The sequence below is a fragment of the Levilactobacillus sp. LN180102 genome (assembly GCF_050106635.1).
GTDB classification, from domain to species: domain Bacteria; phylum Bacillota; class Bacilli; order Lactobacillales; family Lactobacillaceae; genus Levilactobacillus; species Levilactobacillus brevis.
Genome location: NZ_JBNIIX010000016.1, coordinates 1 through 12,650, shown reverse-complemented (window position 1 = coordinate 12,650; position 12,650 = coordinate 1). Strand labels below are relative to the sequence as shown.

The following is a 12,650-nucleotide window of genomic DNA, read 5'->3' as shown; positions in this document are numbered from 1 at the left end:
CCGCTTCTTTATTGTGACGGTATGTCGTTAAGGGCGTACCCGAAAAATGGAGGTCAAACATGCAGAAATTTTCTTTCAATCGGCGACTAGTGATTATCATCGTTTGCTTGATTGTCAGCTTTGCTTTGATGACAGTGTCTGTTGCTATCCGTAACAAGAAATCGACGCCGCCGTTGGTGCAACAATTTGGTAATGATATTGTTGGTTTAGTCGATCGGGTTGTGGCAATTCCTAGTAATGGGTTGAGTGGTTCAGTTAGTTCCATTTCTGAATTGTTGAATACGTATCAAGAAAACCAACAACTGAAAAAACAAGTCAGCGAGTTGGCTCAGACTAAAGTACGTGATCAAACACTGGCCAAAGAAAACAAACAGCTGAAAAAAGAAGTTAGTCTAAATAACTCGTTAACGGATTACACAGCGGTAACGGCATCGGTTATTACGCGGACACCATCATCTTGGCAAAATCAAGTGGTGATTAATAAAGGGGCGTCTGCTGGTGTTCAAAAGAACATGCCGGTTATGTCTGGCTCTGGTTTAATTGGCCGGGTTGCCGAAGTTAATAAAACCAACTCGAAAGTGGAATTAATCACCGATAATAATGACTCTGCTAATCGCTTTGCCGTTTCAATTACGACGAAGTCTGGCAAGACAGTTAATGGTGTTCTAAGTGGGTATAAGGCCGCAACTGGTCAAATTACCATGAATAACATTACAACCAAAGCTAAGATCAGCAAGGGTGATAAGGTCGTTACCAGTGGTTTAGGTGGGCTAACACCCAAGGGCTTGTATGTGGGGAAAGTTGCCAAGACAACTGGAGATGACTACGGGTTATCCACGAAACTCTACATTACACCAGCTACTGATCTCAGTGACCTAAATATTGTGACGGTTGCTGTGACGAAGTCGTAGAGGGGGATTAGTCGTGTATCGATTATCAAAGTTACGCTTTGGCTTCCCCATCGGCTTATTCTTTTGGTTATTGATAGATGGGACTGTTAGCCAAGTTTTTAGCGTTCAGTTATTTCGAACACCATCAACCATGGTTAGTCATTTAGTGGTGTTGTGGTTAGTGTGTGGCGCTATTTTTGAAGCAGATAGTGCTCTTTCGATGCCGTTGGCGCGATGGGCAGCAGTGGCGGGGGCCGTATTTGATCTCTATTACACTGGGATCTTTGGTCTATACGTCTTTATTTTTCCGTTGGTCATCTACATGACGCGTCGACTAGTGAGTTGGATTCGACCGAACTTTTTGAGTGGTCTCTTGGTCTATTTCATTGACATTACAGTCGTGGAAGCCTTGGGGTACTTAGCGAGCCGGGCGATGCACCTCAATGATGCCTCGGGAAATGCCTTTTTGGTGAATACTTTAGGGCCAACACTGGCGTTTAATTTGGCAATGTTTGTCATCTTATATTTCCCCATTCGTTGGGTGTATAATTGGTTAAAATAGGTGAAGGGAACGAACACTATGCAGGCTGCCGTATTACGCGGAACGCAAAACGGCTATGACTTGGTCTTAAAGCAATCAGCGAGTCTGGACCAGATCTTGGTCGATTTAAAAGCATTACTAGAAAATCTCAAGGTAGATCCGCAGGCGTTAGCAGCGTCGAAAGTCTCGTTGGATGTTTTGACAGAAGATCGAATTTTGACGGCGGATGAGAAGGCTCGAATTGAGCAATTGATCGCCCAATATCCGCGATTTGAAATTCATAAAATTGCCGCAAATGTTATGACGATCGCTGATGCGGTTCAGCTACGTGAGCGTGAAAATGTTCATCTCCTGAGTAAAGTGATTCGTAATGGGCAGGAGGTTGCCATGACTGGTGACGTTCTGTTCTTAGGCAAGATTCATGAAGGTGGTAAACTGCGGACAACGGGGAATATCTTCTCAATGGGGGATGTCGCCGGGATTTTGCAAGCGGGGTATCCCGATGATGAATCAAAATTGATTATGGGAAACTTACAAAATGCCCAACAGGTTCGAATTGCTGAGCAGTTTGAGATTGTTGAACCAGGACAATTGAGCGACTCACAACAAACAATTGCCCACGTCAATGACTTACACGTGTTGACGTTCGGTAAATTAGCGAACTTGAAGAAAATCAATCCGAAGTTGTACAACCAGATTGGAGGAATTTAATAATGGGAAAAGCAATTGTGATCACCTCCGGTAAGGGTGGCGTTGGTAAAACAACGACGAGTGCCAACATTGGCACGGCTTTAGCCTTAATGGGTAAACGGGTGTGCTTAATGGACCTAGACATCGGTTTACGGAATTTGGACGTGGTTTTAGGGCTGGATAACCGAATCATTTATGATATTGTGGATGTGGCGGAAGGCCGGGCTAAATTACCGCAGGCGTTGGTTAAGGATAAGCGGTTTGATGATAAGCTTTATTTGTTGCCAGCTGCTCAAAATACCGATAAGACAGCTTTGGAACCTGAACAGGTCAAAGAAATTGTGGATGAATTAAAGCCAGAATATGACTATGTTTTGATTGACTGTCCAGCGGGAATCGAACAGGGTTTCATGAACGCAGTTGCTGGTGCTGATGCCGCGATTGTCGTAACGACGCCGGAAATTTCAGCTGTCCGTGATGCCGATCGAGTTGTGGGATTACTGGAACAACATCCCCTGACAGAAGCACCACGGTTGCTGATCAACCGTATTCGCCGCAATATGATGCAAGATGGGTCAATGATGGATATTGATGAAATCACGCACCATTTGGGCATTGAACTCCTGGGAATTATTTTTGATGACGATGCTGTCATCACGACCTCTAACCAAGGGGAACCGGTTGTGATGGAAACTGAAAATCCGGCTGGTCAAGGGTATCGGAATGTTGCCCGTCGCTTGGAAGGCGAGACGGTGCCTTTAATGAAGATTGAAGAGCAAGAAGATACCGGTTTTTGGCATCGAGTTAGCAGTTGGTTTCACCGCGGCTAAAAAAAGCACTTGACAGTTTCCAATAAAAATCGTAGGATACTGTCAACGAAAGAAAAAAGACAGTGAACAGAAGAGTAGTTGAATTAAGGGTCATCAGAAAGCTTCGGTTGATGGGAAGAAGCGGTCTTAATTTGGCGAAACACATCTGTGAGTTGGCCGTTTGAATGAAGTAGAATGGTCCGGGTTAGCCCGTTATCGCTGGAGTTGCTTGCAACTCGCTGAGGTTGACGCAGTGATGTGTCAACAAACAGAGGTGGAACCACGATGTGATCGTCCTCTTAGGTCTTTGGACCTAAGAGGACTTTTTTATTTCACCGATGAAATCACAGTGAGAAACGGGGAACTCCGTGAGTCGGCGTGACGTGAGTTCGTCGAAAGCATGAGGTGGTACCGCGTTCAAACGCCCTCTTGAGATTTCAATCTCAAGGGGGCGTTTTTTAGTTGTTAGAAGGAGGAGAATTAGATGCACTACGTAAATGAGATTTTACCATCATTGGTTTCTGGAACGGGCATGACGTTATCCATTTTCTTTTGGACGATTATTGTGGCGATTCCATTAGGAATTTTAGTCGGCTTGGGAATGACCACGCGGTTTAAACCCTTGACTTGGTTAATTAATATCTATGTGTGGTTGATGCGAGGAACACCCCTGTTATTGCAATTAATTTTTGTTTTTTACGGGTTACCGATCATTGGGGTTGTTTTCCAGCGTTATGATGCGGCATTATTTGCTTTCATCTTGAACTATACGGCGTACTTTGCCGAGATCTTCCGGGGTGGGTTACAGGCTATTCCAGTGGGACAGTACGAGAGTGCTCGAGTGTTACGACTGACTCGGTGGCAAACGTTACGGCGAATTGTGATTCCTCAAGTGGTCAAAATTGTTTTGCCATCAATTGGAAATGAGGTTATTAACTTAATCAAGGATTCTTCACTGGTTTATGTTATTGGCTTGGGTGATTTATTACGAGCAGGTAATGTTGCCATGTCGCGTGATGTGACCTTGGTACCGTTGGTTCTAGTTGGTGTGATTTACTTGCTACTCACGGCGGTTTGCACGATTGTTTTGAAACGGTTGGAAAAACACTATAGTTACTGGCGTTAATGAAAGGATGGTCACAGTATGTTAGAGCTTAAAGGAATTACAAAAAAATTTGGTAGTAAGACCATTCTGGATAATCTGAACTTGACCGTAACGGATGGTAAAATCTTAACCATTGTCGGGCCCTCAGGCGCTGGTAAAACAACGCTACTACGGTGTATCAGCGGGCTTGAAACGGTTGATAGTGGTCAGTTCTTGCTGGATGGACAGCCTTTTGATCCAGCAACTAATCGGGACAATGACGCAGTAATCGGGGTTGTTTTTCAGGATTATCAACTTTTCCCTAATTTAACAGTCCGACAAAATGTGACGTTGGCTCCCACTATGGTGCTCAAACAGTCAGCGGCTGAAGCCAATGAAACGGCTCAAACTTTATTGGCACAATTGAATTTAGCTGATCAGGCTGATTTGTACCCATATGAATTGTCCGGTGGGCAGAAGCAACGGGTTGCCATTGTACGGGCCTTAGCGATGCGACCTAAATTGTTATGCTATGATGAACCAACGTCGGCGTTAGACCCAGATCTTCGCCGCGAAGTGCAACAGATTATTGTTCAACTGCGAGATGAGGGAATTACCCAGATCGTCGTGACCCATGATATCCCATTTGCCGAAGCAATTGCGGATCAGATGTTACGGGTTGAAGCCAAGAGTTAGGAGGGTGCTTAAATGAAAAAAGGATTACGAATTTGGGCACTCTTAGCCGTTTGCATTGGACTAAGTGGACTTTTGGCGGGCTGTCGAACCGTGACCCAACGAGCTAATACGGCGGATACTTGGTCTAAAGTTAAGCAGCAAAAGAAAGTAGTTGTTGGATTAGATGATAGCTTCGTGCCGATGGGGTTTCGGCAGAAGAGTGGTAAGTTAGTCGGGTATGATATTGATTTGGCCCGGGCTGTCTTTAAACTGTATGGCATCAAGGTTGATTTTCAAACGATTGATTGGAACATGAATGTGACGGAGCTCCATAATGGGACGATTGATTTGATTTGGAACGGTTTTTCAATCACACCGCAACGCCAGAAACAAGCGGCTTTCTCTGACACGTATTTGTATAACGATCAGGTCTTAGTGACACTGAAGAAAAATAAGATTAAATCCTTTGCCGATATGCAAGGCAAAGTCTTAGGGGCTCAGACCGGATCGTCGGGGGCCAATGATATTGACACGTATCCGAAGTTACTGAAGAATCGGATTAAAAATCACGAGGCAGTTACTTATGATTCCTTTACGAATGCCTTCATTGATTTGAATGTTGGTCGGATTCAGGGGTTGTTGATAGATAGTACGTACGCCAACTATTATATTAAGCACCAGGCTCACCCTGAAAATTATCGTGTCACAACCGGCGCACTACCCAAGGAAAAGTTTGCGGTGGGAATGCGTAAAGGTGATGTGACAATGCGGCACAAGATTAACGCGGGGTTAAAGCGGTTGGCGGCTAACGGGACGTTAAAGAAAATTAATGAAAAATGGTTTGGTAGCAACGTTGACACGCCACTATTAAAATAGATCAATAAACACAATGATGCCCAGCTTGTTGGGAAATCATTGTGTTTTTCTGTGGTCGGTTGCTTGTATTTATGTCGTGGTTCCCTTAAAATTAAACACCGATTAGTATTTTACTAGAGGAGGCCATGACGCGTGCACGTTCGCATACGAGATGGGGTAACACTGGATTTGTTACCCACGAAAAAATTTAAGACAATTGGCATTAAAGTGGACTTTGTCGCACCCTTACAGGCGACGGCCATTACGGCTCGGGCGTTGCTGGCCCAAGTGTTGGAAACCAGTACGGCCGAGTATCCAACCCAAACAGCATTAGCGCGTCAGCTCTCACGATTATACGGTGCCAGTTTTGGGATCAGTGTGGTGAAGTTGGGGACTAAGCACGTGATTCGCTTGACGTGTTCCGTCGTTGATGAACAGTATTTAGAACAATATCAGGATACGATGCCCTTATTTGAACGTGGCATGGCGCTACTACAGGCCGTTTTATTCGCGCCGTTATTACCCAACGGTAACTTTGATCCCACAACGTTTACGCAACAACGCCAAAATTTGTTGACCGCTATCAAGTCGTTAGACGATGATAAACAGTATCTGGCCAATCGACGGTTGCAGGAACTCTTATTTACGGGACAACCAGCGCAAGCAATGAGTGCTTTGGGTGATGTGACAACGTTAGGTGAGTTGACTGCGAATGATATTTTGGCGACTTATCACGAGATGTTGGCGCACGATGCCGTTCACGTGGCGGTCATTGGCAATGTAAGTGAGAAACGTGTGACAACGGCATTAGCGGCTTGGCCATTGGCGGAGCGACTTGAACCAACGACTGAGCCCTACTATCGTTGGACGGCTCGCTCGCAGGTTCAGGCGGGAGACGACGAGGCACCAGTTGTGCAAGCTAAGTTAAATCTGGCTTACCAGTTACCGATCTATCGGTCAGATGCTGACTTCTTACCGGCAGTTGTCTTTAATGCGGCTTTCGGTGGCACACCGCTGTCGTTGCTGTTTACCAATGTTCGAGAAAAAGCCAGTCTAGCCTATTATGCTAGCAGTGATTACAATCCATTTACTGGTGCGTTGACGGTGCAGACCGGGATTCAGGCACAGAATCAAGAGCGGGTGATTGCGATTGTGACGGAGCAGTTGCAAGCCCTTCAAGCTGGTAAATTGTCGGCCGAACTTTTGGCCGAAGTTAAAGCAAGCTTATTGAATGCCCGACTTGCCAGTTTAGATAGTCCGCAACGGCAATTGACGGGAGCCTTAAACAGTGGTTTAACGCATTTGCAAGAGCCTTTAACGCATTGGCAGGAAAAATTGGCGCAAGTGACCGTGGCTGACGTGCAACGTGTAGCGCAGCAAGTTAGTCTACAGGCAACTTATTGTTTACATGGAAAGGAGACCGGTGATGCTAACGAAACACGCGTATAGTCGTCTAGGCGAGACGGTGTATCAAACCACACTCGAAAATGGTCTCAAAGTTATCTTGATTCCTAAGGCCGATTTTCATAAAACTTTTGCGGTTATGACCACAAACTATGGTGCCATTGATAATGAATTTGTGCCGCGTGGTCAGCAGCAGGCGGTCCGGTTCCCTGATGGCATTGCCCATTTTCTGGAACATAAATTATTTGAAAAAGAGGATCACGATGCGTTTGATTTATTTGGACAATATGGCGCAAGCGCGAATGCCTTTACGAGTTTTACGCAAACTAGCTATTTGTTTTCAACCACGAATCACGTTCGAGAAAACTTAGATATTTTGCTAGATTTTGTCCAAGAACCGTATTTCACCGCGGCAACTGTGAACAAGGAAAAAGGGATTATCGGTCAAGAAATTCAAATGTATGATGATGATCCAGGGTGGCAAAGCTACTTTGGCATGATCGGCCAGTTATATCCACGCGAGCCGCTGCACATTGATATTGCGGGAACCGTTGAGTCAATTGCCCAAATCACGGCGGATGATTTGTATGCGGCCTATCAGACATTTTATCATCCGAGCAATATGAGCTTGGTAATCGTTGGTCAATTGGAGCCAGAAACTGTGCTGGCCTGGATTACGGCTAATCAAGCACGCAAAACGTTTGGACCTAATGAGCCCATTCAGCGCGTAGCATCACCGCAAACACCCGCGGCTGAAATTGTCCCCCAAACGACGCGGCATCTAACGGTCACGCGGCCAAAGGTTAGCATTGGACTGCGGGGGTACGATGAGGTTCCCGCTGGTCGCGCTGGATTGCACTATAGTGCCGCTGTGTCATTAGCATTGGATCTATTATTCAACGACACGGGTGATCACTATTTACGCTTATATGATGCTAACATTATTGATGATAGTTTTGGCTATGACTTCCAAGTCCAACGGGGCGCACATTTTGCTCAACTAGCAGGGGACACGGATCATCCGGAGACCTTTGTGAGTGAATTAACGGCAATTTTAGATGATGCAGCAGCGCAACTGGTTGCGGCTCAGGAACAATTTGATCTCGTCAAACGCGAGGCAATTGGCCGTTTGATTGGTGCAATTAACTCGGTTGAGGCAATTGCCAATCAGTATGATGGCCCCTTGTTCGGTGGTACGACAATTTTTGATGAACTGACGATTTTGGAGCAGTTGACCTTTGCAGATGTGCAACAGGCCTTAGCGGCATTTTTAGCGGCTAGTCAGCGGACGGTCTACACGATTCTGCCGTAAACGGAGGTTAAGAAACCGTTAAATCCTGAATTCTAGGTGCTGTCGCTGAAATTGAGGCGGTGCCTATGCTATACTGCATATAGAGAAATTTTGAACAGGTGGAGAATTAAATCATGAGTGATAACAGCAAAGTAACTTTGGGAAAGACGCTGCGGGATGCGCGAATTGCTAAGGGGTTTACCTTAGATGATTTGCAACAAGCAACTAAGATTCAAAAGCGTTATTTGATTGCGATTGAAGATCAGAACTTTGATGAGTTACCCGGCGATTTTTATGTTCGGGCCTTTATCAAGCAGTATGCTGATATGGTTGACTTGGATGGTGCTGAGCTGCTGAAACAATTTGACAGTACGCTTCCTAGTACACAGACGCAAGAATACGTTGATAAGGTCAATGAAAGTAATCCAGAAACCCGATCACAACAGCGTAAAGTTGATGATCGTTATGTTCAGTTACGCCGGACAATTCCCGTAATTGGCATTGTCATTGTGGTGTTAGTGGTTTTAGTCGGAATTTGGGTGGCGGCCGCGCATAATGGTAATTCAGGCACCAAGGATAATGTTGATAGTAGCTCGGTTAGCGTTTCGGGTAGCAGTACCAAGACGAGTAGCAGTAGCAGTCAGTCATCTTCTTCAAAGAGCTCTTCGAAAAAGAAGGCGGCTAAGACAGCAACCTTTAAGAAACTGAGTTCAACGACGTCTGGCTCAACTTGGGAACTAAAGAATGCGTCAAGCAAGCCAAAGGTTAGTTTGTCAGCTACGAGTAGCGCTTGGATGTCAGTAACAATTAGTGGGGCAACAACTTGGCAAGGGACTTTGTCGACATCAACCTCACATTCGTTAACGATTCCAAGCTCAGCCACGAGTGTGACCTTTAAGTTTGGTAATGCACCGGCAACTAAGGTAAAGATTGATGGCAAGAGCTTTAACTTCAACTCATCAACCAGTACCAGTAGTGCATCTAGTTCAAGTACAACCACGTCTTCTCAAGTACAAACTGTGACGTTGGAACTGAAGTAACCAGAAAGCGGGTCGGTCCGTTGCGACCGGTACGCTTTTTTATTTATAAGGAGGAATTGTTGTGAATTTACCCAATCGTCTAACTATTGTTCGAATTATTTTGATTCCCATCTTTATTTTGTTACTGGTTTTGCCTTTGAATTGGGGAACGGTTACGTGGCTAGGAACGGCGATTCCGGTTGCGCAAATTTGGGGCGCCGTTGTTTTTGCGGCGGCTTCGATTACTGATTTCTTAGATGGGCAGATTGCACGGCGGCAGCATCTGGTAACGAATTTCGGCAAATTTGCAGATCCGCTGGCAGATAAGATGATTGTTATGACGGCTTTTATTTTGTTAGTCTCGATGAACACTGTGCCAGCGTGGGGAGTGGCCATTATCGTCTGTCGCGAACTAGCCGTCACTGGTTTACGGTTAATCGTGGTTGAAACGGGTGGTCAAGTCTTAGCAGCAGCTTGGCCAGGTAAGATAAAAACCACGACTCAAATGGTCGGGATTATTTTGCTATTATTGAATAACATCGGCTTTAGTACGCTACACTTCCCAATGGCGTTGACATTCTTCTACATTTGCTTATTCTTCACGATTTACTCGGGAATTGATTACTTTGTTCAAAACCGACAAGTTTTTGCGGAATCTTCAGCGGAATAAAAACTAACGGGAACTTTTTGCGGAAGTAACTAAGGCATCATCGGGAGGGATTCAAGTGCAAGCAGAAATTATTGCGGTTGGTACAGAGATTTTACTCGGGCAAATTGTGGATACGAACTCTGCCTTCATTGCGCGCGAACTGGCGGAAGCTGGGATTGAGGTGTATTACCATTCTCTAGTAGGTGATAACGCAACCCGGTTAACGGCTGTTGTTGAACAAGCCCGTTCGCGGAGCGATTTAGTGATTATTAGTGGGGGATTAGGACCGACCAAAGATGATTTGACAAAACAAACGGTCGCTCACTTGTTAGGCGTAAAGTTGGTTGAAGATGCGTTGGCAATGGCTAAGATTCGTCGCCGGTTTGCTATCAATGGCCGTGAGATGACGCCTAATAATCGCCTACAAGCTTTATATCCAGCAGGCAGTCAACCCTTAGCAAATCGGACGGGGTTAGCTGTGGGAGCTTTTTATCAAGATCCTGATGGTGCGGACATCATGCTATTACCGGGACCACCAAGTGAGACTGAACCCATGTTTCGTGAGCAAGCCTTACCCCTGCTGAAGCAAACATATCCACGAAGTGAGTACTTGTCTTCACGGGTACTTCGGTTCTTTGGCATCGGCGAAAGTCAATTGGTCACTCAACTGAGTGATCTGATTGACCAGCAGACTAATCCGACCATCGCTCCTTATGCTAAAGTTAATGAAGTAACGTTACGTTTAACCGCACAGGCCCCGGATGAGATGCAAGGGCAACGCCTCTTAGATGACTTAACGGCGACGATTAAGGCCCGCGTAGGGGATTATCTTTATGGTTATGGTGATGATAATTCATTGGCGGCAGTGGTGGTTCAGACACTAATTGACCGTCAATTGACCATTACGGCTGCTGAGAGCTTAACGGCCGGTCAATTTCAAAGTACCTTGGGAAGTGTTCCCGGTGTTTCGGCGGTTTTCCCTGGTGGTTTTGTCACCTATGCGGCCAGTGCCAAGCATGACTTATTGGGAGTCTCGCAGGCCACGATTGATCAAGATGGTGTGGTTAGTGCGGCCACAGCTAAGGAAATGGCATCACGTTCTCGAGAACGGCTGGATACTGATTTTTCGTTGAGCTTCACAGGAGTTGCTGGCCCGGACGCCTTGGAAGGCCAACCGGCTGGAACAGTCTGGTTAGGTTTAGCGCAACGGGGACAACAACCACAGGCAAAACTGTTACATTTGACGGGTACGCGATCGGCAATTCGGGAACGGAGTGTCTTGACCGGGTTGGACTGGTTGCGACGAACATTGCAAAAAGTAAAATAAAAAAAGGGGAACTTTTGTTCTGCTTTTGCTTGCTTTTTAGTTAGTAAACCCGTATAGTATTACTTGAATATTGATCCATTAAGGAGGTTCTCAATGGCTGACGAACGACAAGCGGCGCTGGATAAAGCGCTGAAGAAGATTGAAAAAGACTTTGGTAAAGGCTCGATTATGCGATTAGGGGACAATAGTAACCTCGAAGTTGAGACCGTACCATCAGGCTCGTTAGCACTTGACGTTGCCTTGGGTGTCGGCGGTTACCCTCGCGGACGGATTGTAGAAATTTATGGTCCAGAATCTTCTGGGAAGACGACCGTTGCTCTGCACGCAGTTGCCGAGGTCCAAAAACGTGGTGGAACAGCCGCCTATATTGATGCTGAAAATGCGTTGGATCCAGCCTATGCAACGGCATTAGGGGTTAACATTGATGATTTATTGCTGTCACAGCCAGATACTGGGGAACAAGGCTTGCAAATCGCTGATGCCTTGATTTCCAGTGGTGCGATTGACATTGTCGTGGTTGATTCCGTGGCAGCCTTAGTGCCACGTGCTGAAATTGAAGGCGAAATGGGTGATGCTCACGTGGGTCTGCAAGCCCGGTTGATGTCACAAGCCTTACGGAAGCTATCTGGGACTATCAATAAAACGAAGACAATCGCGTTATTTATCAATCAGATTCGGGAAAAAGTTGGTGTGATGTTTGGTAATCCAGAGACCACACCAGGTGGCCGGGCACTGAAATTCTATGCGACAGTGCGGTTAGAGGTACGACGGGCCGAACAGATTAAAGATGGCACGGATGTTATCGGTAACCGGACGCGAATCAAGGTCGTTAAGAACAAGGTTGCGCCGCCATTTAAACGGGCCGAGGTTGATATCATGTACGGGCAAGGAATCTCACAAACCGGTGAATTGCTCGACATGGCGGTTGAAAAAGATATCGTTGATAAAAGCGGTTCTTGGTATTCTTATGGTGAAGACCGAATTGGTCAGGGTCGAGAGAATGCTAAACAGTACTTGGCAGATCATCCAGATATGATGGCCGAAGTTAATCAACGTGTCCGGGCTGCTTACGGTGTTGGCGATGAAGAAGCCGCAGCGACTAAAGCAACTGAGACGAAGACTGATGCGCCTAAAGACAAGGATAAAGGGAAGACAAAGGCTAAAGATAAACCGGCCGATGTTACTCCTGGTCAGATTGAGTTAGCACCAGACAAATCAACTAAATAATCATGACCAGAACCTCTAAGACCGACTAATCGATCTTAGAGGTTTTTGACAATCTTTTAAATTTAAAGGGCTCTTTGTCAACGGGTGTTGATGGAGGATTTATGTGGAACTTCGTTCACTTGCGAACGGGGTTCCTTTTCTTTACTCTGATTTTAAATTCAATCTGAATACGAAAAACAAAGTTTTTCC

13 protein-coding genes and 1 other annotated feature are annotated in these 12,650 nt (G+C 45.7%); all 13 genes read left to right on the top strand.

Going from position 1 to position 12,650, the window contains the following annotated elements:
* The first annotated feature begins 59 nt into the window (after positions 1-59).
* The gene (mreC, locus tag ACP4IT_RS09680) at positions 60-911 is read left to right on the top strand and encodes a rod shape-determining protein MreC (RefSeq protein ID WP_015473534.1); all 852 of its coding nucleotides are present in this window, start codon (positions 60-62) and stop codon (positions 909-911) included.
* A 13-nt stretch (positions 912-924) separates the two neighbouring features.
* Positions 925-1,452: a rod shape-determining protein MreD gene (gene mreD, locus ACP4IT_RS09675; protein WP_011668117.1), complete on the top strand. Its 528-nt coding sequence runs from the start codon at positions 925-927 to the stop codon at positions 1,450-1,452.
* Between the two features lie 18 nt (positions 1,453-1,470).
* A complete protein-coding gene (locus ACP4IT_RS09670; protein ID WP_011668116.1) occupies positions 1,471-2,142 on the top strand; it encodes a septum site-determining protein MinC in 672 nt (223 codons plus the stop codon).
* 2 nt (positions 2,143-2,144) lie between these two features.
* Positions 2,145-2,951: a septum site-determining protein MinD gene (gene minD, locus ACP4IT_RS09665; protein ID WP_011668115.1), complete on the top strand. Its 807-nt coding sequence runs from the start codon at positions 2,145-2,147 to the stop codon at positions 2,949-2,951.
* Between the two features lie 53 nt (positions 2,952-3,004).
* Positions 3,005-3,232, top strand: a binding site (T-box leader).
* Positions 3,233-3,414: 182 nt separating this feature from the next.
* Positions 3,415-4,056 (top strand): amino acid ABC transporter permease, encoded by a 642-nt coding sequence (locus tag ACP4IT_RS09660; RefSeq protein WP_011668114.1) that lies wholly within the window; start codon positions 3,415-3,417, stop codon positions 4,054-4,056.
* An 18-nt stretch (positions 4,057-4,074) separates the two neighbouring features.
* The gene (locus ACP4IT_RS09655; protein WP_015473536.1) at positions 4,075-4,710 is read left to right on the top strand and encodes an amino acid ABC transporter ATP-binding protein; all 636 of its coding nucleotides are present in this window, start codon (positions 4,075-4,077) and stop codon (positions 4,708-4,710) included.
* Between the two features lie 12 nt (positions 4,711-4,722).
* Positions 4,723-5,565, top strand: a complete 843-nt coding sequence (locus ACP4IT_RS09650) for an amino acid ABC transporter substrate-binding protein (protein WP_011668113.1) — start codon at positions 4,723-4,725, stop codon at positions 5,563-5,565.
* A gap of 132 nt (positions 5,566-5,697) precedes the next feature.
* Positions 5,698-6,993: an EF-P 5-aminopentanol modification-associated protein YfmF gene (gene yfmF, locus ACP4IT_RS09645; RefSeq protein ID WP_011668112.1), complete on the top strand. Its 1,296-nt coding sequence runs from the start codon at positions 5,698-5,700 to the stop codon at positions 6,991-6,993.
* On the top strand, positions 6,971-8,260 hold the full coding sequence (gene yfmH, locus ACP4IT_RS09640; protein ID WP_011668111.1) for an EF-P 5-aminopentanol modification-associated protein YfmH: 1,290 nt from the start codon (positions 6,971-6,973) through the stop codon (positions 8,258-8,260). The genes yfmF and yfmH overlap by 23 nt, the downstream gene beginning before the upstream one ends.
* A 113-nt stretch (positions 8,261-8,373) precedes the next feature.
* Positions 8,374-9,279, top strand: a complete 906-nt coding sequence (locus tag ACP4IT_RS09635; RefSeq protein ID WP_011668110.1) for a helix-turn-helix domain-containing protein — start codon at positions 8,374-8,376, stop codon at positions 9,277-9,279.
* 61 nt (positions 9,280-9,340) lie between these two features.
* A complete protein-coding gene (pgsA, locus tag ACP4IT_RS09630) occupies positions 9,341-9,928 on the top strand; it encodes a CDP-diacylglycerol--glycerol-3-phosphate 3-phosphatidyltransferase (RefSeq protein WP_172757648.1) in 588 nt (195 codons plus the stop codon).
* A 55-nt stretch (positions 9,929-9,983) separates the two neighbouring features.
* Positions 9,984-11,234, top strand: a complete 1,251-nt coding sequence (locus ACP4IT_RS09625) for a competence/damage-inducible protein A (RefSeq protein ID WP_011667974.1) — start codon at positions 9,984-9,986, stop codon at positions 11,232-11,234.
* A gap of 93 nt (positions 11,235-11,327) precedes the next feature.
* On the top strand, positions 11,328-12,461 hold the full coding sequence (gene recA, locus ACP4IT_RS09620; RefSeq protein WP_043023201.1) for a recombinase RecA: 1,134 nt from the start codon (positions 11,328-11,330) through the stop codon (positions 12,459-12,461).
* Positions 12,462-12,650 lie beyond the last annotated feature (189 nt).

Coding starts and splice junctions, on each gene's coding strand:
- mreC (WP_015473534.1), top strand. CDS start 60: ATGCAGAAATTTTCTTTCAATCGGCGACTAGTGATTATCATCGTTTGC.
- ACP4IT_RS09670 (WP_011668116.1), top strand. CDS start 1,471: ATGCAGGCTGCCGTATTACGCGGAACGCAAAACGGCTATGACTTGGTC.
- minD (WP_011668115.1), top strand. CDS start 2,145: ATGGGAAAAGCAATTGTGATCACCTCCGGTAAGGGTGGCGTTGGTAAA.
- ACP4IT_RS09660 (WP_011668114.1), top strand. CDS start 3,415: ATGCACTACGTAAATGAGATTTTACCATCATTGGTTTCTGGAACGGGC.
- ACP4IT_RS09655 (WP_015473536.1), top strand. CDS start 4,075: ATGTTAGAGCTTAAAGGAATTACAAAAAAATTTGGTAGTAAGACCATT.
- ACP4IT_RS09650 (WP_011668113.1), top strand. CDS start 4,723: ATGAAAAAAGGATTACGAATTTGGGCACTCTTAGCCGTTTGCATTGGA.
- yfmH (WP_011668111.1), top strand. CDS start 6,971: ATGCTAACGAAACACGCGTATAGTCGTCTAGGCGAGACGGTGTATCAA.
- ACP4IT_RS09635 (WP_011668110.1), top strand. CDS start 8,374: ATGAGTGATAACAGCAAAGTAACTTTGGGAAAGACGCTGCGGGATGCG.
- recA (WP_043023201.1), top strand. CDS start 11,328: ATGGCTGACGAACGACAAGCGGCGCTGGATAAAGCGCTGAAGAAGATT.